This is a genomic window from Bittarella massiliensis (ex Durand et al. 2017), from assembly GCF_001486165.1.
In the GTDB taxonomy this organism is placed as follows: Bacteria; Bacillota; Clostridia; order Oscillospirales; family Ruminococcaceae; genus Bittarella; species Bittarella massiliensis.
On record NZ_LN908975.1, the window covers coordinates 660,812 to 680,219 of the forward strand.

Annotated in this window: 16 protein-coding genes; 8 read left to right on the top strand and 8 right to left on the bottom strand. The window is 65.1% G+C overall.

The window, feature by feature from the left end:
• Positions 1-138: 138 nt before the first annotated feature.
• Entirely contained in the window at positions 139-957 is an 819-nt protein-coding gene (locus tag BN3266_RS03445; RefSeq protein ID WP_021660676.1) for an ABC transporter permease, read from the bottom strand.
• Entirely contained in the window at positions 954-1,715 is a 762-nt protein-coding gene (locus tag BN3266_RS03450) for an ABC transporter ATP-binding protein (RefSeq protein WP_059003780.1), read from the bottom strand. Before BN3266_RS03450 ends, BN3266_RS03445 begins: the two co-directional genes overlap by 4 nt.
• Positions 1,716-2,489: 774 nt before the next feature.
• On the opposite strand from BN3266_RS03450, the gene BN3266_RS03455 reads away from it, so the two are divergent.
• From BN3266_RS03455 to BN3266_RS03475, 5 genes are all read left to right on the top strand, one after another.
• Positions 2,490-2,951 carry an S-ribosylhomocysteine lyase gene (locus BN3266_RS03455; protein WP_059003782.1) on the top strand — a complete coding sequence of 154 codons (462 nt, stop codon included), beginning with the start codon at positions 2,490-2,492 and terminating at the stop codon, positions 2,949-2,951.
• 13 nt (positions 2,952-2,964) lie between these two features.
• Positions 2,965-3,525, top strand: a complete 561-nt coding sequence (locus BN3266_RS03460; RefSeq protein ID WP_059003785.1) for a TIGR01440 family protein — start codon at positions 2,965-2,967, stop codon at positions 3,523-3,525.
• An 802-nt stretch (positions 3,526-4,327) separates the two neighbouring features.
• Positions 4,328-5,434 carry a BMP family ABC transporter substrate-binding protein gene (locus tag BN3266_RS03465; protein WP_059003787.1) on the top strand — a complete coding sequence of 369 codons (1,107 nt, stop codon included), beginning with the start codon at positions 4,328-4,330 and terminating at the stop codon, positions 5,432-5,434.
• 29 nt (positions 5,435-5,463) lie between these two features.
• Entirely contained in the window at positions 5,464-6,441 is a 978-nt protein-coding gene (locus BN3266_RS03470) for a nucleoside hydrolase (RefSeq protein WP_059003789.1), read from the top strand.
• 161 nt (positions 6,442-6,602) lie between these two features.
• Entirely contained in the window at positions 6,603-7,442 is an 840-nt protein-coding gene (locus BN3266_RS03475) for a cupin domain-containing protein (RefSeq protein WP_059003790.1), read from the top strand.
• A 100-nt stretch (positions 7,443-7,542) separates the two neighbouring features.
• Here the strand turns inward: BN3266_RS03475 and BN3266_RS03480 are convergent, their stop codons facing one another.
• The 5 genes from BN3266_RS03480 to BN3266_RS03500 form a co-directional block, all read right to left on the bottom strand.
• Positions 7,543-10,383 carry a hypothetical protein gene (locus BN3266_RS03480; protein ID WP_059003792.1) on the bottom strand — a complete coding sequence of 947 codons (2,841 nt, stop codon included), beginning with the start codon at positions 10,381-10,383 and terminating at the stop codon, positions 7,543-7,545.
• A 203-nt stretch (positions 10,384-10,586) separates the two neighbouring features.
• On the bottom strand, positions 10,587-11,564 hold the full coding sequence (locus tag BN3266_RS03485) for a nucleoside hydrolase (protein ID WP_059003794.1): 978 nt from the start codon (positions 11,562-11,564) through the stop codon (positions 10,587-10,589).
• A gap of 37 nt (positions 11,565-11,601) precedes the next feature.
• Entirely contained in the window at positions 11,602-12,591 is a 990-nt protein-coding gene (locus tag BN3266_RS03490) for a nucleoside hydrolase (RefSeq protein WP_059003796.1), read from the bottom strand.
• 629 nt (positions 12,592-13,220) lie between these two features.
• Positions 13,221-14,711, bottom strand: a complete 1,491-nt coding sequence (locus BN3266_RS03495) for a 4Fe-4S dicluster domain-containing protein (RefSeq protein ID WP_021658148.1) — start codon at positions 14,709-14,711, stop codon at positions 13,221-13,223.
• Between the two features lie 7 nt (positions 14,712-14,718).
• Positions 14,719-14,991 carry a hypothetical protein gene (locus tag BN3266_RS03500; protein WP_143161616.1) on the bottom strand — a complete coding sequence of 91 codons (273 nt, stop codon included), beginning with the start codon at positions 14,989-14,991 and terminating at the stop codon, positions 14,719-14,721.
• Positions 14,992-15,251: 260 nt separating this feature from the next.
• Here BN3266_RS03500 and BN3266_RS03505 point away from each other — a divergent pair, with 260 nt between their 5' ends.
• Genes BN3266_RS03505 through BN3266_RS03515 form a run of 3 tightly spaced genes read left to right on the top strand, consistent with a single transcriptional unit; the run spans position 15,252 to position 18,386 of the window.
• Positions 15,252-15,506 carry a (2Fe-2S) ferredoxin domain-containing protein gene (locus BN3266_RS03505; RefSeq protein WP_044991830.1) on the top strand — a complete coding sequence of 85 codons (255 nt, stop codon included), beginning with the start codon at positions 15,252-15,254 and terminating at the stop codon, positions 15,504-15,506.
• Between the two features lie 4 nt (positions 15,507-15,510).
• Complete coding sequence (locus tag BN3266_RS03510; RefSeq protein WP_059003798.1) at positions 15,511-17,217, top strand: [Fe-Fe] hydrogenase large subunit C-terminal domain-containing protein; 1,707 nt, start codon at positions 15,511-15,513, stop codon at positions 17,215-17,217.
• A complete protein-coding gene (locus BN3266_RS03515) occupies positions 17,214-18,386 on the top strand; it encodes a SpoIIE family protein phosphatase (protein ID WP_021658153.1) in 1,173 nt (390 codons plus the stop codon). The genes BN3266_RS03510 and BN3266_RS03515 overlap by 4 nt, the downstream gene beginning before the upstream one ends.
• A gap of 384 nt (positions 18,387-18,770) precedes the next feature.
• On the opposite strand, the gene BN3266_RS03520 is transcribed toward BN3266_RS03515, so the two are convergent.
• On the bottom strand, positions 18,771-19,408 hold a 638-nt coding region (locus BN3266_RS03520), incomplete at its 5' end, for a CarD family transcriptional regulator (protein ID WP_242861708.1).

Genomic DNA, 19,408 nt, shown 5'->3' on the forward strand with positions numbered 1-19,408 from the left:
GGGGGCGTGGCGTTGACGGGGCGTGGGCGATGCCCCGACCGGTGAAAGGAAAAGAGAGCAGCGGCGGGCAGGTCCTTTGTTGGAGGAAATCTGCCCGCCGCTGTTTGTTTGGTGGATGGAGGGGCTTGCACCGCCCCTTTAGGCGGTGTGTTGGAGCCGCCGGTCGACCCACTTTTCCAGCAGGACGACGCACTGGTAGAGCAGGGCCGCCACCACTGCCAGGATAAAGACGCCGGTCATCACCAAATCCATCTGAAAGACCTGGCCGCCGTAGACGATCAGGTAGCCCAGCCCGGCTTTGGAGACCAAGAACTCGCCGGCGATGACCCCCACCAGCGAGAGGCCGATGTTGACCTTGAGGGAGTTGAAAAGGGTGTGCAGGTTGGAGGGAAAGACCACCTTGGAGAAGAGTTGCCAGCGGGTGGCGCCGAAGGTGCGCACCATCTTGATGGTCTCCTTGTCGGTGTTGAGGAAGCCGTTCAGCATCTCCATCACCGTGACGATGAGGGAGATGGCCAGGGCCATGACGATGATGGCCTGGGTGCCCGCCCCCACCCAGATGATGATGACCGGGCCCAGGGCGATTTTGGGCAGGGAGTTGAGCACCACCAGGTAGGGCTCGGAGACTTTGGAGAGAAAGGGGGACCACCAGAGCAGGACCGCCAGCCCCACTCCCAGCCCGGTGCCCAGCAAAAAGCCGATCAGCGTCTCGTAACAGGTGACGCCGATATGTAGGGCCAGGTTGTTGTTGGACGCATTCATCAGCGTCTTGACGATGCGGGACGGCTGGCTCATGACGAAGGCGTCGATGACGCCGACGCGGGCCAACACCTCCCACAGGGCCAAAAGAAAAACCAGGATGAGCACCTGGCAGAGCCGGATGTTCACCTTCCGGCGCCGAATTTTTTTGAGATAGACGGCCCGCTCTTTGGAGATGGCCGCAGTGGTTGTCATCATTGGTTCAACTCCTTCCAAATCAGGTTGAAGTAGTGGCTGAACTGCGGGTTGTTGCGCCGCTGCAGGGGGGGCAGGCCGGGCTGGTCGAACTCCACCTGGTGCACCGCCTTGACCACCGAGGGCCGGGCCGAGAGGACGATGATCCGGTCGGACATGCTGATGGCCTCGGGGATGTCGTGGGTCACCATCAGGGTGGTTTTGCCCTCCTTTTTGAGGATGCGGTAGATGTCGTCGGTCACCGTGAGCCGGGTCTGGTAGTCCAGGGCCGAGAAGGCCTCGTCCAGCAGCAGAATCTGGGGGTTGACCGCCAGGGTGCGGATCAGGGCCGCCCGCTGGCGCATCCCTCCCGAGAGCTGCGAGGGGTACTTGTTTCGGAATTCGTAGAGCTCGTAGGTCTTTAGGAGCTTCATGGTCCGCTCCCGGCTCTTCTCGTTGAGCATCCCCCGGATCTCCAGCCCCAGGGTGGCGTTTCGCCAGATGGTGCGCCAGTCCAGCAGATTGTCCTTTTGCAGCATATAGCCGATCTGCCCGCTGATGCCGCTGACCGGCTCGCCCTCGATGCAGACGGTGCCGTGGGTGGGCTGGTCCAGCCCCGCTATGATGGAGAGGAGGGTCGATTTGCCGCAGCCGCTGGGGCCGACAATGCTGATAAATTCGCCCTCTTTTACCTGAAAGCTGACATTTTCAATGGCAGTCACTTCGCCGTTGTGCGCCTGATAGGTCTGGGACACTCGGTCCACTTTCAATATCGCGTCCATGCAATCACCTCGATTGTTTACCACAGTATATACGCCGCCCCCCCTGCGCGTCACAGCGGCGGGGGGCGGCGTTCGTCCCCTGTGCTGCAGGGGCCCCCTCTTTACAAGGGTCTTGCCGAGGGAGAAAAAGGGGGAAGGGGTTCCTCTGGATGCAGGGGAGAGCTGAAGTTTTGCCCTGGCAGGCCGTCCAGCCCAGCGGAGGCCCTGCCGCGCGGTGGGGGGATGGCGACGGGGCGCTTCTGTTGTGCCGCTGCACCCTGTCCGGCGGCACAATGGCGGTCTATGCGGGCGGCGCGGAGGATCGGATGGACGAATGGGGGATGGCTGCTTCTGTGCGGTGCGCCAGATTGTCCGGGCGGTGCAGGGTTCCGGGTGGACAGGTGGTGGGATGGCCACTTCTGCGGGATGCACCAGATTGCCCGGGTGATACGGGGTTCCGGGGGAGCGGACGGAGAATGGGTATTTCTACGGGGGATGCCGGATCGCCCGACCGGCGCGGGATACCGGGTGGACAGGCGGTGGATGGCGGCTCTGCGAGGTGTGCTGGTTTGCCTGGGCGAGGGGGGGCAGGCGACGGCCCTCCCCCCCTCGCCCGCCTGGAAAGCGATTGCCCGCCTAGGGCGCGGCGCGCACCGGCCGGGCAATTTCGGCGCGGCGGAGAGAGGGGAACAGCGGAAGGCAAATTGCGAAAGAGGACGATTTGTGGTATAATGACTTTGATTTTGTAAGTAAAAACAGACGAGAACAAAAGGGGGAGTTCACATGAGAGAACCGATGAAGACCATCAAGAGCTTTCAGGTCGACCACACCAAGCTGCAAAAGGGGCTGTACCTGTCCCGCGTCGACGGGGACTGCGTCACCTACGACATCCGCATGTGCACCCCCAACGGCGGCATCTACCTGCAAAACGCGGGGCTGCACACCTTTGAACACCTCTTTGCCACCTACGTGCGCAACAGCGACCACTCCGACGAGGTCGTCTATGTGGGGCCCATGGGCTGCCGCACCGGCTTTTACTTCATCGCCCGTGACAGCATGAGCCGCCAGCAGGTGCTGGATCTGCTGCGGGAGACCTTCCTCTTCATCTCGGAATTCGTGGGCCAGATCCCCGGCGTCAGCAAGCCCGAGTGCGGCAACTACCTGGACCACGACCTGAACCAGGCCAAGGCCTACGCCCGCACCATCTGCCAGGTGCTCGAGGGCTGGACCCCCGAGCGGATGGACTACGAGGGATAGGGGGGCGGCGGCTTTGGAATGGGATTTGACAGAGCTGACCGAACAGGCGCGCCGGGCGGCGCGGGAACTCTGCGAGGTGGCGGCCCTCCGCCCCGGGGATCTGCTGGTGGTGGGCTGCTCCTCCAGCGAGGTGACCGGGCACGCCATCGGCTCCTTTTCCAGCACCCAGGTGGCCGACGCCCTTTTTGAGGGCATCTTCCCGGTGCTCTCCAAACAGGGGGTCTATCTGGCGGCCCAGTGCTGCGAGCACCTCAACCGCGCCCTCATCGTAGAGGAGGAGGCCGCCCGTGCCCACCGGCTGGAGGTGGTCAACGCCGTCCCCCAGCCCAAGGCGGGGGGCGCCTTTGCCACCGCGGCCTACCGGGAGTTTTCCCGCCCGGTGGCGGTGGAGCGGGTACGGGCCCAGGCGGGGATGGACATCGGCGACACCCTCATCGGGATGCACCTGCAGCCGGTGGCGGTGCCGGTGCGCCTGAGCCTGCGGGCCATCGGCCAGGCCAATCTGGTCTGCGCCCGCACCCGGCCCCGGTACATCGGCGGCGAGCGCGCCCACTACGACCCCGCTCTGGGGTGATGGGCGGAGAAGAGGGCAAAAAAAACAAAACCGCCGGTGAAATGGGCGGTCTGTGCCGGACCCGAACGGGCGTCATATAGGCGTCGCCTCCCGGTGGGCGGCGGCGTTTGGCGGACGCATGACACCCACTGTCGCCGGCAAACCGGCGGATCCGGGAGGCCGTTCCCCATGGTGGTTACGCGGGGAGCGGTTTTTTGTGACTTTGCGCCCTTTTGTGCAGGGGGGGCGAGCGCAATGGGACGCCCCCGGCGGGGGGCATTGGAATGAGGGCGGGCATGCCATCAACGAGAGAGGGCCGGGCGGATTTCGCCCGGCCCTCTCTCGTTTTGGGTGGAGGAAGATGTCAAAATTGTTGGGAGAGGGGGGTTATAAAGAGAGCGTGGGGTGTTTTGTGAAAAGGGGAAGGAAGGCGTCGATCAGGAGAAAATGAAAAATTGGACAAGTTGCCCGTTGTGCGGAGAAAAGTATAGTAAAAACATCTATTGAAAAGAAGAAAAAAATAGGTGTTGTGAAATGGTGCACAAGGGAAAAACAATTTTTTTGTGCACCATTTGAGGTGAGGGGAAAGCCGCCTGGAGAGAGGGAAAAAATGACCGGTGCACTTTGTGGGGAGCGCACAACCGGTTTGGAAGGTGGGGAGGTGGAGGGAGGAGTTTTGTACAAATAAACAAATCTGCCTGTGGCCATTTGGTAGAAATAAATGAAGGGTTATTGACAGGGGGGAAGGCGGCGGCTATCTTAGGAAGCAGCAAGAGCCGCAGCCGTCCCACCGGGGCGGCGCGGGAAAAAAGGAGGCTTTCCTGTGAGAAAGTATATCGCATCTGGACTGGCTGCCCTGCTGGCGCTGTCCGCCGTTTTGACCGGCTGTGGAAAGGGCGAGGGGGACGCCAAGGGCGGCGAGAGCAGCAGCGGCGGGGAGAAGAAGATCGCCAGCGTCTGCTACGTCACCGACATGTTGGGGGACAAGTCCTTCTCCGACATTGCCAACGAGGGTCTGGTCAAGGCCGGCAAGGACTTTGGGCTGGAGGTCAAGACCATCGAGTACGGCACCGACAAGTCGAAGATGGAGCCCTCCATGCTGGACGCAGCCGAGAACTTCGACCTGGTGTTCTTTTACAGCGGCGAGCTGCTGGAGGTGGTGCAGCGCTACGCCGAGGACTACCCGGACGTGAAGTTTGTGGGCTTTGACATCGACCCCACCAAGGAGGCGGGCCACCCCAACGTCTTCTGCCTGACCTATGCCCAGAACGAGGGCGATTTCCTGGCCGGGGCCCTGGCGGCCAAAATCTCCAAGACCGGCACCATCGGCTATGTGGCGGGGCGGGAGTCCCCGGTCATCAACGACTTCCTGGTGGGCTACATCGAGGGCGCCCAGCACGCCGATCCCAGCGGCAAGGTGGCCTTCTCCTACATCGGCGACTTTGTGAACACCGCCAAGGCCAAGGAGCTGGCCCTGCTGCAGATCCAGCAGAACAAGGCCGACGTCATCCACCAGGTGGCCGCCGGCGCCGGGCTGGGTGTCTTTGAGGCCGCGGCCGACAACCTGGGCACCTGGACCATCGGCGTGGACGCCGACCAGCGGAACTTCTTCATCGACTCCAAGCCCGAGGTGGCCGACGTCATCCTCACCTCGATGATGAAGCGCAATGACATCACCCTTTACGACATCATTGAAAAGACCTGCGACGGCAGCGCCGACTTCTACGGCACCAACGAGACCTGGGGCATCCCCGAAGGGGTGGTGGTCCTGGTGGAGAACGACTACTACAAACAAAACACCCCGCAGGATGTGCAGGACTACGTCAAGGAGTGCGAGAGCAAGGTCACCAGCGGTGAGATCAAGGTGTCGACTGCCTACGGCATGGACCAGGACACCCTTAATGAGATGAGAAACAAGGTCAAGGCCTAACGGCGATTTTTGTGAAATGAGGCGATCGTTTGCCCAAGAAAGTGATATTGGATGTGGACACCGGGCCGGATGACGCCGTCGCCATCATCGCCGCCCTGCTGGCCCCCGAGCTGGAGGTCGTGGGCATCTGCTCGGTCAACGGCAACCGGGAGGTGGCCCTCACCACCGACAACACCCTGCGGGTCAAGGCGTTGATGGGGGCCGACGTGCCGGTCTACCGGGGCTGCGAGTACCCCCTGGTGGCCACCCTCGCCCCCGGGCGGAGGCCGGGCATCCCCCGCCGGGAGGGGCAGATCCGCCCCACCGGCTCCCGCATCCAGGGGGACCACCTCCCCTTCCCCGCCACCGACCTGACAGAGGAGCCGGAGCCCGCCGTCACCTGGCTGGTGGACACCCTACTGCGCGCCGAGGAGAAGATCACCCTCATCCCCGTCGGCCCCCTGACCAACCTGGCGGTGGCCCTGCGGGCGGCCCCCCGCATTGCTGAGCACATCGAGGAGGTCGTCCTCATGGGGGGCGGGCACCGGGTCCAAAACACCACCCCCATGACCGAGTACAACGTCTGGGTCGACCCCGAGGCGCTGGAGGTGGTGCTGCAGTCGGGCTGCAAGGTGACGGTGGTGCCCCTGGACGCCACCATGGAGTGCTACCTCACCCAGGCGGACGCCGACGAGATCCGCGGCTTTGGCGGACCGGGGGCGGAGGCGGTGGCCTTTCTGGTGGACGAGTGGCTGCGGGACTACCGGGACGACCCGGCCATGAAGGGATACCCCGGGGTCCCCGTCCACGACGCCCTGGCCGTCTGCGCGGCCATCGACCCCAGCATCCTCACCGACCTGCGGCCGGTCTGCTGCCACGTGGACATCGCCGGCGGGTACGCCGACGGGCAGACCTGTTTGGACCTGCGGGCCCGGCTGGAAAAGGAGGGGGCCAACTGCCTCTTCGCCTTCCACGCCGACCGGGAGAAGTTTGCCGCCACCCTCAAAGAAATCCTCAAAAACGGCTGACGGATCGGCTCCCCAGCGGGGGGGAAGCGCAGCGGGAAACCGCCCTGCGCTTCCCCTCCTTTTGCCGCCTGCGCGGTCGGCGTTGAACCCCGCCGCCGGGGGTGGTACAATGGGCCCAGAGGCGCGGCCGCAGAGACGCGCGGAGAAGGGAAGGGTTGCAGTTGTACAAGGTGGTAGACAGCGAACGGGGATGGGATCTGGTGAGGGGGGAGTACCTGCCCGGCTGCCGGTGGGCGGCGGCCCCCAGCTTTTCGGGCTGCCCGGTGGACCCGGGCAACCTGGGCAAGGTGATCTTTGACGAGGAGCGGATGTCCCTGGTGCGGGCCCTGCAGGAGCCGGGGGTCTGCTCCCCCGAGCTGCCCGGCTATGTCTTTCACGAGCGCCGGGCCGAGATCGAGTACCTGAGCGCGGGGGAGGGGGTCGCCTCCTACCCGGACGGGAGCAGCCACCCGGTGGCGGCGGGGGACTGTCTTTTCCACCGGGAGGGACAGCCCCACCGACTGCTCTGCACCGGCGGGGAGGGGCTGGAACTCTGCGTGGGACTCAATGGCACCGACAGCGAGCGATACCCCGGCCAGCTGGGCCAGAGCCGGGGGGAGTGGAAACCGGATGTCCCCTACCGCGAGGAGGGGGGCTACCGGGTGCTGCCGGCGGGCCGGGGGCCGGACTGGGACGGCTGGGGCCCGGGCTGCCAGCTCACCCTGACCTGCGAGAGCCCCGGCCTCACCTCGGCCCGGGCGCTGGTGGGGCCGGAGGCGGCCTTTGCGGGGGGCTTTTGCCAAAACGACGGGGCCGACGAGATGGCCCTGGTGGTTGGGGGAGAGGGGCTGCTGCTCCTCCCCGACCGCATCCTCCCCCTGCGCAAGAACACCGCCTACTACCTCTTTGCCAGGCAGCCCTACAAGCTGGCCGCCACCGGCGGGGCGCTGGAGCTGTTTGTCTACTGGTCGGTCTCCTCGACGGGGGAGATCGGACGGCGGGAGAGCGAATTGTCCTTTTAGAGGGGGACGGGCGCAGGGCCCGGACAACGTTCGATACGGGCGAAAAAAAGGGGCGCGCTGTCAGGCTGAAAACAGCTGACGGCGCGCCCCTTTTGACGGGCTAGCGGGTTTTGCGGCGGGTTTTGACAGAGACGCCCACCGCTGCGGCCAGCAGGGCGACCGGCGCCCAGAGGCCCGCTTCGGCGGGGCTTCCCGTTGCCGGAGGCAGGGGTTCGGGGGTGGGCCCTGGCGGGAGTTCGGGAGGGGTCTCCTCCTCCGGCGACTCCTCTGGGGGGGCGAGGACGGTGAGCTGCGCCTCCCCCGCCAGCACCAGGCGATAGTTGGGCCCGGCGCTGAGGGTGCCCAGGGCGATGGGGTGGGCTCCCGGGGTCAGCTCCCCGCTGACGGCGAGCTGACCGGTGAGGGCGTCGCCGGGCAGCAGCCCGCCCGCCTCACAGGTGTAGGGGATGGTTGGCAGCGGCTGCCCGGCGGGGATGGCGATGTCGGGCGCGGGGGTGATGGTCAGCGGTTTGGGGTTGACGGTGAAGGTCAGCCGCCCTTCGGAGCGGTAGCCGGTCCCCTCGTCCTCCGCCTCCACATACAGGGTGTAGCTGCCTGCGGGGAGCCGCTCGTTGGCGACGATCGAGCCGTCGCTTTGCAGGGTGAAGCGCTCGGCCTGGGTGGACCGGTCTGAGAGGGTGTAGGCCTTGGTTTGGTGGTCGCCCATCACCGCCCCGTCGGTCACCTGCGCCACCGGGGCGCCCGCGGCAATGTCGCCGTAGGTGGTGGAGGGGGTGAGCCCCGCTGCCGGGGAGAGGAGGGGGACGGTGTGGGTGGTGAGATCGATGGCCAGAAAGAGCCGGACGCCGGCGGTCTGCTGGTCGCTGGCGGCCGTTTGCAGCACCCCGCTCTCGTCCACATAACAGGCGAGGTCGGCGTAGGGGGGTGTACCCTCACAGAACATCCAGTAGCGGGCGGGATTGCCCTGGGCGTCGGTGGCTTTGGCCTGCGGCAGTCCGGCGGGAAAGAGGACTGTTGCGATCTCGCTGCTCAAAATATCCCACTGAAAGATAAAGCTCGGATCGTACAGGCTGGGGAATTGGTCTGCAATGTACTGATATACGCGTCGGCGGCAGTCCTGCGCCTGCGCGAAGGGGAGGTCTTCGTAGACCCTCTCTGAGCAGAGATAGGCGGCGCCGTCGTCGACGCCGGCCACCGTCCAGCGCAGGGAATTGCCGTCGGCGTCGGCGCCGAAGGAGAGGGTGTCCCCCGGCACAAAGAGGCATTCGTTTTTCAAGACGGTGAGGGTGGGACCCGCCCCCGCGAGGGAGACGTCGTACCAGCCGCTGGAAAAGGAGAGGGGTATGTTTGGATGGGTCCCTTGGGGATAGGCGCTCTGCCCCTCATACAGCGCGGCCCGGGCAGAAAAGGCGGTTTCCAGCTTGTCCCCGGGGGCCAGACTGCCCCCTGTGAGCTGAAAGGAAAAGGGGTAGTTGTAGCAGTTATACTGGCCCTCGTAGACCTGCAGGTCTGAGGCCGTGACCTGGATGCGCCGCCGGTCGATCTGCAGCGTTTCTCCCTGGGCGACAGTGAAGCAGTGGGAAGGGGAGACGAGGCGCAGGTCCCCGGCGGTGATGGAGACGCTGACCGGCGGGTAGGAAAGGGGACGCTCGCAGCTCAGGTTGCCGGAAAAGAGGGATCCGCCTTGGTCGAGAGGGGTGCCATCCGCCTGGTAGACGGTGAAGGAGGGGACGATTTCATCCCCGTATGAAAAGCGCTGCCCCGCGTCGGGGGTGACGGTGAGGAGGGGGTATTGGTAGGGTGTTTGGACGATTTCGCTGGGGGAGATGAGAGCGGTGAGGTCAACGGAATAGGTGTTGCCCGACGGGCTGGCGATCTCCACCTCGTCCCCCTCCCCGTCGAAGAGGATGGCGTTTACCCGGCCGCTTTGATCGCTGCGGGCCGTATAGCTGCGGCCCCCGCAGGTGATGCGCAGCTCCTTGCCGGCATCCAGGGGGTCGAGCTGCACCGAGGCGAGGCGGACCGACCCGCCCCCGGCACCGGTGGGGGCGGGGGAGAGGGATTGCCAATTCCCCACGCCGCTCGAGGAGATGGCGACGACGTTGCCGCCGCCCATTTGCAGGGAGCTGCCGCGGATGGCCGTGTCCGGGCTTTGGGCGTGAACGATGCCCCCATTGATGGTGATGTCCGCCGCCGCGGCCCCCCATTTGGGGCGTCCGCCGCCAATGCCGCTGGACTGACTGCTGGAGACGGCGGTGACGTTGCCGCCGTTGATGGTGATCTGGCAGGGGCGGGGGCCGGTGTACTCCGCGTTGCCGATGCCACCGCCATAGTCTCCGCCGGTCGCCTGAATGGTGCCGCTGTTGATGGTGATGACGCCGGCCCCTTCGGTGTAGCCGCAGCGCTGCCCGCCGCCAATGCCGGCCCCCCGCTTGCCGGTCCGGCAGAGGGCGGAGCCGGTGCCCTGGATGACCAGCTCGGCCATGGTGCCGTCGGCTGCCTGGGGCACCCCGATGGCGGCGTTGTAAGCGGCTCCCCAAAATTCATTTTCCCCCTCCAAAATCAGGGTGAGCGACGCCCCGGGGCGGACAAACAGGGGGGAGGGGTGTTCGCTGTCGGTGTCGGTGATGTGGATGGAGAGGTTGTCGGCCACCAGGGTGGTGTGCACCCCGGCCTCCACGGTGATTTTGTTGTCGGTGTGGGACTGCCACCGGCTCACGACGTGGTAGCCGTTGGGGTTTGTCTGGGTGATGAGGGCACCGTCTTCGCTGTAGCCACTGATGTGGTCGGTGTCGATGGAGACGGGGCCCCGGCTGATGTCCAGCAGGGTCATCTCCCCGGAGGTCTCGCCCTGGGCCCAGGTGGAAACGGTCCCCATGGGCGAGAGGCTGAGGACCAGGGCGAGGGCGAGGCTGCACAGCCGTGTCGATTTGTCTTTCATTGGAACTCCTTCCTGGTGCGGGGACGGGGTAGGCTTTTTACAATTCTACCACGTTTTGGAAGGGCTGTAAACGCGGCGCTGGAGGGAGAGAACCGAGCCGCCTGTCCCCAGGTGGGGAGACGGGGCCGCAGAAGAAAAGAGATCCGGGAACGCCTTCGGCGTTCCCGGATCTCTCGCATTTTGAAAGGGGGATGGGAAGGGGGTCAGCCCCTTGCCAGGATGTTTTTGAGCATGGCGGCGAATTTGTCCCGGTCGGCGTGGAAGGCGAAGAAGCAGTTGGGCTCCTCCTTGTCGATGCGGGCCCGCAGGTCCAGGCAGGTCTGGCCGTCGGCGTACCCGCCGGAGATGTCCACGTGGCAGCAGACCGGGCGGACGTCGGTGAGGACAGTGGGGTCCAGCAGGGCGCAGACGGCCAGGGCATCGTGGATGGGGGCGCCCTGGTAGGCCTTCATGTCGGCGTCCATCGAGTAGCCCTTGGTCCGCTGTTCGATGAGGGTGGCCACCGCGTCGGCTGCTTTGTTGCCCAGGGCGCGCAGGTCGGCGGCGTCCTCCACCGTGAGGTAGCACTCGTGGGTGGCGTCCAGGGGGACCAGGGTCACCTTGCAGCCGGACTGGAGCACCACCTCCAGCGATTCGGGGTCGACCCAGACGTTGTACTCGGCCATGGGGGTGGTGTTGTTGACCAGGTAGCCGCCGCCCATGATCATGATCTCCTCGATGTGCTCGACGATGCGGGGGTCGGCGCGGATGGCCATGCCGATGTTGGTCAGGGGGCCGACGGGGATGAGGGTGATCTTCTCCTCGGCGTGCAGCAGGGTGTCGATGAGCCAGGTGACGGCGGGCTCCGGCTCCTCCTTCAAGTCGGTCTCGGGCAGGGGCAGGTGGTCGCCGTGGACCAGGGAGCGCACCCCGGTCATCTCCCCTTCCCGGTGGGGGATGCCGGGCTTGCGGCCGGGGGTGAGGGTGGCCACCATGGGGTACTCGCAGCCCCGGTAGACCGGCACGTCGGAGCCCATGAGGGCCTTGACCCGCAGGGTGTTGTCGGTGGTGAGTTTGACCTCTCTGTTGCCGTTGACCGAGCAGATGCCGATGACCTCCAGCTCGGGGGCCAGCAGGGCGGTGATGATGGCGACGGCGTCGTCGGTGCCGGTGTCCACATCTAAAATCACTTTTCTGGGCATGGTGTTGTCTCCTCCTTTATCTCGTTCGGCCCGGCGTCTAGCGGTCGGCCAGCTTTAAGATGTCGATGACCATGGAGCGGAACTTCTCCCGGTCGGCGTGCATGGCGAAGCGGCAGTTGGGCGCCTCCTTGTTGGTGCGCATCCGCCGGTCCAGGCAGGTCTGACCGTCGGCGTACCCGGCGGCGATGTCCACGTGGCAATTGACCTCCTCCACCTCGGTGAGGACGGTGGGGTCCAGCAGGGCGCAGACGGCCAGGGCATCGTGCACCGGCGCGCCGGAGTACTCCTTCATGTCCACGTCGTTGGAGTAGCCCCTGGTGCGCTTTTCGATGATGGCGGCCACCGCGTCGGCGGTCTTGGTGCCCAGCTTGCGGATCTCGGCGGCGTCCTCGGTGGTGAGGTAGCACTCGTGGGTGGCGTCCAGGGGCACCCAGGTGATCTTGCAGCCCGACTGCATCACGATCTCGGCCGCCTCGGGGTCGACCCAGACGTTGTACTCGGACACGGCGGAGGAGTTGTTGGTGAGGAAGCCCCCGCCCATGATCATGATCTCCTCGATGTTCTCGGCGATCTCCGGCGCCACCCGCAGGGCCATGCCGATGTTGGTCAGGGGGCCGACGGGGATGAGGGTGATCTTCTCCTCGGTGTTTTTCAGGGCGTGCACCAGATAGCTGACCGCGCACTCCTCCTGCTCCTTGAGGTCGGTCTCGGGGATCTCCAGGTGGTCGCCGTGCACCAGGGCCTCGACGCCGGTCATCATCCCCTCCCGCCAGGGGATGTTGGGCTTCCGCCCCGGTTTGAGGGTGGAGACCATGGGGTACTCGCAGCCCCGGTAGACCGGCACCTCGCCCCGGCCCAGCAGGTCGAGCACCCGCAGGGTGTTGTCGGTGGTGAGGCGGACCTCCCGGTTGCCGTTGACCGAGCAGATGCCGATGACCTCCAGCTCGGGTGCCAACAGGGCCAGCATGATGGCCACCGCGTCGTCCGCGCCGGTGTCCACGTCGAGAATGACTTTCCGCTTGTCCATAGAACCTTCCTCCTGTCACTGTTGTGGAGGGGTTTCCCCTCCTGTTTACCCCAAGTATAGGCGCTTCCCCCCCTCCGGGGGAAGGACAATTGCCCTAAGAAATAGACAAACATTACAGTTATTCTTGCGCGATTTGACGGAAAAGACGGGCGGTTTGCCGCTTTGGGAGGGTGGGGGAGGACGGCGGGTGAGAGAGGTCGGCGGCTTGAGGGAAGAGGACGGCGGCGCTTCCCTTGGCGGGAGGGCGGCGGGGAGGGGAGACTTCTTCGCCCCGGCCAGGGAGCGAGAAGGAGGAGGGATTTGAGGGGAGAGGGCGGCGCTGCACCCCTGGAGAGGGACGGCGAGGGGAGGGTGTGCCGGGCGCAGAAGGGGCGGGAGAGGGGAGCGCCGGCCCTGCCAAAAATACCGGCGGCAGGCGGGGGTTGCCGGCTTGGCAGGGCGAGGAGGGGGCCGGGAAGGGCGGGTTTGGGGCGCTTGGGAACGGGGGCGAAGGACAGGGGCGAGGGAGAGGGGAGAAGCAAAAGAGAAAGGGGAAAGGGGCGCAAAAAAGAGAGCCGGTCCGGGCGCTGCCCGGAAACCGGCTCTCTAGTGGGTCCTATCTTGCTGGCGGGCGTTTGCCCGGATGGGGTCTACTGGTCCTCTTCCCCTTCCCCTTCAAAGAGGTCGATGGGGGACTCGGCCTTGAACTTGTTGACGGCGGCGGTGGCCTTGTTGATGGGCTGCAGGGTGCCGGGGCCGGCGACACAGCCGCCGACACAGGCCATCCCCTCCATCAGGTAGCCCTCGCGCTTGCCTGCCTTGGCGATGGCCAGCATCTTTTTGCAGTTGGCCAGGCCCTCGGCCCGGTCCATCTTGACCTCCACCTCGGGGTAGAGTTTGTGCACCCCGTTGGCGATGGCCCCGGCGACCCCGCCGGAGACGGCATAGCCCCGCCCCTCGGGGGCGGCGTCGGCGAAGGGCTCGCCCTCGATCTCGCCGAAGTCCACGTCCTTGGCGGCGAACATCCCCATCAGCTCTTCAAAGGTGATGACGTAGTCCACGTCGCTGCGGATGGTGCGGCGCATGGCCTCCAGCTTTTTGGCGGAGCAGGGGCCGATGAAGGCCACCTTGTGGTCCGGGTGGGTCTTTTTGACGTGGCGGGCGGTCTCCACCATGGGGGTGTAGGCCTGGGACAGGTACTGGGAGATCTCGGGGAACTCGTTTTTGGCCATGACCGACCAGGCCGGGCAGCAGGAGGTAGCCAGGAAGCGGGCCTCCCCGGTGGCCACGTGCTTGGCGTAGTGGTGCACCTCTTCTACGGTGCCCCGGTCGGCGCCCCAGCCCACCTCCACCACGTCGGCAAAGCCGATGAGTTTGAGGGCGGCCTTCACCTTGTCGGGGGTGGCGGCCGGACCGAACTGGCCCACGAAGGAGGGGGCCACCTCGGCCACCACCGGCACCCCCTCTTTGAGGGCGGTGGCCAGCTGGAAGAGCTGGGACTTGTCGGTGATGGCGCCGAAGGGGCAGGAGACGATGCACTGGCCGCAGGCCACGCACTTGTCGTAGTCGATCTTGGCGCGGCCCAGGTGGTCGCTGCCGATGGCCTTTACCCCGCAGGCGGCGGCGCAGGGGCGGTCGTACTTGACGATGGCGCTGTAGGGGCAGACCTCTTTGCAACGGCCGCACTTGAGGCACTTGTCCTGGTCGATGACCGTCCCCTCGGCGGTGAACTGGATGGCCGACACCGGGCAGACCGACACGCAGGGGTGGGCCAGGCAGTGGCGGCAGTTGTCGGTGACCATGTAGGAGGTCTCGGGGCAGGCGTTGCAGGCGAAGGGGATGACGTTGATCAGCGGCAGCTCGTAGGCCTGGTTGATGAGCATGTCGTCGCTGAGGCCCTTGGAGATGGGGGCGTTGTCGTTGATGTCGCGCAGGGGCAGGCCCATGGCCAGCCGCAGCCGCTCGCCGACGATGGCCCGCTCTTTGAAGACGCTGTCGCGGTATTGGGGGATCTCGCCCGAGATGATCTTGTAGGGCAGCTCCTCCACCTTTTCATGGCTCCACCCCTCAAAGGCGAGCCGGGCGATCTCGGTAAAGATCTGGCGGCGAATTTTGGTGACGGGTGTGTAAACTCCTCTCACGTTGCAATCACTTCCTCACAATCGATAAAATGCGTGTCATGACCTCTTCGTTGGTGGCCTTTTCGATCTGCTGGCCGTCCACAAAGACCACCGGACAGACCTGGCTGTGGTCGTGCTCGGTGTGGCAGACCTGGGTCTCCACCTCGATCTTTACCCCGTGGCGCATCTCGTACTTGAGCTTTTTCAGGCTCTCCACCGACTCAATGATGTCCATGGCGCCATTCATGATGCACTGGGTGCAAACGCAGACGACCACACGGATGGATTTCATCGTTTTCACCTTTGTTCACTCCTGCTCTTATTTGGTTTGCGGTTGGGCTGTTTGATACCGAATTAACAATCTAATCTATTATACACTGGCCATACCGCCATTTCAATAGCATTTATCGACAGTTTTTCCACCCGATTTTGGCAGGAACGCGGCCTTTTCCCGCCCTGCGCAATCGTGTATAATGGATAAAATAGAGAAGCCATGCCCTCCCCCCCTGCCCGGCGGGGCGGCGGGGCCGGCATTTTGACGCGAGGAGGCGCAGAGAGACGATGGTTACAGTGACAGTCTGTGTGGGCAGTTCCTGCCACATGAAGGGCTCCTACCAGGTCATCAAGACCTTTCAGGAAATCATCAAAGAGCGGGGGTTGGAGGACAAGGTGGCCCTCAAGGCCTCGTTTTGCATGGGGCGCTGTTTGGACGGCATCTCCATGCAGGTGGACGACGAGCCCATCTCCCATGTGGGGTTTGCCAACGCCAGCGACATTTTTTACCAGTACGTACTGCCCAAGGTAGAGGAGGAATGAAACGGTGAGCAGCATCATCAAACTCAACGAGGGAAACTGCCAAAACTGCTACAAGTGCATCCGGCACTGCCCCATCAAGGCCATCTCCTTTTCGGGCGGGAAGGTGCAAATCATCGAGGACGAGTGCGTCCTCTGCGGCACCTGCGTGGACGTCTGCCCGCAAAACGCCCGCTTCACCACCGACCACCGGCCCAAGGTGCTGGAGCTGCTGAAGGGGCCCGATCCGGTCTACGTGACCCTGGCCCCCTCTTACAAGAGCTACTTCACCGACCGCACCTTTGAGCAGCTCTCGGCCGCCCTCAAGGCCGTGGGCTTTGCCGGGGTGGAGGAGACCGCCGTGGGCGCCTACGAGACCTCCCGCGCCTACGCCCAGCTGATGGCCGCCGGCGAGATGGAGAACATCATCGCCACGGCCTGCCCCTCGGTGGTGATGATGGTCGAGCGCCACTACCCGTCCATCGCCCAGTGGCTGGCCCCGGTCTACTCCCCCATGATGGCCCACGCCAAGATGATGAAGGAGAAATACGGCCAGAACATCCACGTGATCTTCATCGGCCCCTGCCTGGCCAAGAAGGAGGAGGCCATGGACCCCCTGGCCGGGGGGGACGTGGACTACGCCCTGAGCTTCAACGCCCTGCGCGCCCTCATCGAGGGGGCCCCCCAGGAGGAGAGCGACGGGGAGGCGGTGGGCACCGCCCACCCGGTCAGCCGCCTCTACCCCAAGCCCAGCGGCATCCTCAAGAGCATCGAGCCGGAGAGCTACGGCCACTACCGCAAGGTCTGCGTCGACGGGGTGGAAAACTGCATGGAGCTCTTCTCCTGGCTGGAGAGCGAGCACCCCACCGGCCTCTTCATCGAGGCCAACATGTGCGCCGGGGCCTGCCTGGGCGGCCCGGTGATGCGCCGGGAGGGCATCTCCAGCTTCCGCGGGCGGATGGAGATCGACGACCAGCCCAAGCCCCGGGATGCCCGGCCCGCCCCCTCGGCCGCCTGTGAGCTGGATCACCTGCGGCTCTTCCGGGGGGCCCCCAAGGCCGAGCCCATCCCCACCGAGGAGGAGATCCGCGCCATCCTCGCCCAGATCGGTAAGACCAGCCCCGAGCAGGAGCTCAACTGCGGCGGCTGCGGCTACGAGACCTGCCGGGACAAGGCCATTGCCGTCTACCGGGGGAAGGCCGACGTCAACATGTGCCTGCCCTACCTGCGGGAGAAGGCGGAGAACATCTCCTCCACCGTCATTCAGCACTCCCCCAACGGCACCATCGCCCTCACCGAGGAGCTGGAGGTGCTGGACCTGAACCCCGCCGCCGAGGAGATGATGGGGCTGCGCCGGGAGAGCGCCGTCGGCCAGATCATCCCCGAGTTTTTCGGCGACGACACCTTTGACCGCGCCAGAGAGAGCGGCCGCCCGGCCATGAAGAACGAGGTGGTGGTGGGTGAGGGCGTCAGCGTGGAGGAGACGGTGATCTACATCCGCGAGAACCGGATGTTCATCGTCTTTATGAAGGACATGACCGCCGAGAACGAGAACAAGAAAAAGCTGGAGGCCCTGCGGATGCACACCGTGGACACCGCCCAGAAGGTCATTGACAAGCAGATGCGGGTGGCCCAGGAGATCGCCTCCCTGCTGGGAGAGACCACCGCCGAGACCAAGGTGGCCCTCACCAGCCTGAAAAAGAGCATGGAACAGGGGGAGGACGGTGCCCTATGAAATTCTTTGCCGACGCCGCCTATGAGAGCATCAACCACTACGGCGAGGAGCTGTGCGGCGACAAGGTGGAGTTCATCCGCGACCAGGGGGGCGGCTTCTATGCCGTGCTGGCCGACGGGTTGGGCAGCGGGGTCAAGGCCAACATCCTCTCCACCCTCACCAGCAAGATCATCGCCACCATGATGGCCGAGGGGGCCAAGCTCACCGAGTGCGTCGAGACCATCGCCTCCACCCTGCCCAAGTGCTCTGAGCGGGGGCTGGCCTACTCCACCTTCACCATCGTCAAGGTCAAGCCCGACGGCTGGATCTACACCGCCGAGTTCGACAACCCCCTCATCATCTACTTTCGCGACGGCAAGCTGATGGAGCTGGAGCGGGAGGTGGTGGAGATCGACGGGAAGATCATCTACACCTCCTCCTTCCAGGCCCAGGTGGACGACATGCTGGTGATGTTTTCCGACGGGGTGGTCCACGCCGGGGTCGGCTCCCTGCTGGACCTGGGCTGGCAGTACGACAACATCGTCAAGTACGCCGAGGAGGCCATGGAGAAGGACATCTCCCCCCGGGTGATGGCCAAGAAGATGGTCTCCACCGTCAACACCCTGTACATGAACAAGCCGGGGGACGACTCCACCGTCTGCGCCATCCGCTTTCGGGAGGGGCGGGCGGTCACCGTGATGGTGGGCCCCCCCGCCAAGAAGGAGCTGGACGCCACGGTGGTCAACCGGCTGATGTACTCCAAGGGGCTGAAGGTGGTCTGCGGCGGCACCACCTCGCAGATCGTCAGCCGGGTCACCGGGCGGGAGCTGAAGGTGCTGCTGGACTACGACAACCCGGCCCTGCCGCCCACCGCCCTCCTCCCCGGGGTCGACCTGGTGACCGAGGGGGTGCTCACCCTGCGCAAGGCGCTGGAGAACATCCGCGAACTCAACGAGACCGGGGGGGAGCACGAGCTGATCAACTACAAGAAAAAAGACGGCGCCACCAAGCTGACGAGGGTGCTGATGGAGGAGTCCACCGAGGTGCACTTTCTGGTGGGGCAGGCCCTCAACGAGGCGCACCAGAACCCGGGGATGCCCGTCTCCCTGGGGCTGAAATTCAGCCTGATCGGCGAGCTGGCGGAGGAACTCCGCAAGACCGGCAAGCGGGTCACCATCGAGTATTTTTAAGCGCCGGGATGGGTGCGGCAGGGGCCATTGGGCCGCTGCCGCACCCTTTTTTGTGGCGTTGTTGCCCTGGCCGGGGGCGGCTTTGTTTTGGCGGAGGGGTTTCTGCGAGGGGGGACCGGGGGCGGCCTGCCATCGCCTGCGAGAGGGCGGGGACAGAGGTCTCTCCCCGTGTGGCCGCACGGCCCCCAACCGACATCTGGGGGTGGCCGGTGTTCGCTTCCCGGTGGGGCTGCGCGCGGGGCGGACCGGCTCCACCCTGGGGCCGAAACCGGGCGGGATCGCCCCTGCCGGCGGCGGTGGGGGAGCAGAGAGCAAAAGAGGAGAGCGGACGCACCCATATAGGGCGGCGTCCGCTCTCCTCTCTTTTGACTTCCCGTCTATTTTTTACTGGGCGGCATCCCCGCTGGGGACGCCCTCAAACTCGTCCTGGATGGCGGTCTCGATCTCCTCAAAGGTGGTGCCGAGGGCGGTGGCCAGCTCTTCGCAGAGCAGTTCTTCCGCCCGCTTTTGGTACTGTAAGTCCACCTTGCCCGGCTTTTTGCCCTGGGAGAGGGTCTCCTCGCTCTTGGAGCGGATGGAGTAGATCAGCCGCGCCAGATCCTCGCAGTCGTGGGACTCGAAGAAGCTGTGATAGTGCTCGGCCAGGGTGCGCTGGTCCCGGTCGGCACAGGGTTCCGCCCGCAGTTGGGGCAGTTTTGCCAACAGGGCCAGCCCCTCCTCCCGGGTGATGATGGGCCGCATGAAGGCCCCGGCATCCACCGGGATGAAGATGGTGCCCGTGCCCCGCACAGGGGAGAGCTCGTAGTAGAGCCGCTCCTTGTCGGACACGGGGATGCCGACCGGCGGGCCCACCTTCTCCACCCGGCAGACGCCGGTGTTCTCGTAAACAACGTACTCCCCAATTGGCCAAGCGCCCCTCACCCCCCTTGCCAAAAAGGCCGCCGCCAGAGAGCAGCGGTCTTTTTTGGCGCTGGGAAAGCTGGCCTCGCCGCTCCCTCTTCCCCCGCAAACTGAATAAAGGA

What these genes read in the sequence shown, in the direction of transcription:
- BN3266_RS03445 (WP_021660676.1), bottom strand. Translation starts at nt 957, where the DNA reads ATGATGACAACCACTGCGGCCATCTCCAAAGAGCGGGCCGTCTATCTC.
- BN3266_RS03450 (WP_059003780.1), bottom strand. Translation starts at nt 1,715, where the DNA reads ATGGACGCGATATTGAAAGTGGACCGAGTGTCCCAGACCTATCAGGCG.
- BN3266_RS03455 (WP_059003782.1), top strand. Translation starts at nt 2,490, where the DNA reads ATGAAGACCATCAAGAGCTTTCAGGTCGACCACACCAAGCTGCAAAAG.
- BN3266_RS03480 (WP_059003792.1), bottom strand. Translation starts at nt 10,383, where the DNA reads ATGAAAGACAAATCGACACGGCTGTGCAGCCTCGCCCTCGCCCTGGTC.
- BN3266_RS03485 (WP_059003794.1), bottom strand. Translation starts at nt 11,564, where the DNA reads ATGCCCAGAAAAGTGATTTTAGATGTGGACACCGGCACCGACGACGCC.
- BN3266_RS03490 (WP_059003796.1), bottom strand. Translation starts at nt 12,591, where the DNA reads ATGGACAAGCGGAAAGTCATTCTCGACGTGGACACCGGCGCGGACGAC.
- BN3266_RS03505 (WP_044991830.1), top strand. Translation starts at nt 15,252, where the DNA reads ATGGTTACAGTGACAGTCTGTGTGGGCAGTTCCTGCCACATGAAGGGC.
- BN3266_RS03515 (WP_021658153.1), top strand. Translation starts at nt 17,214, where the DNA reads ATGAAATTCTTTGCCGACGCCGCCTATGAGAGCATCAACCACTACGGC.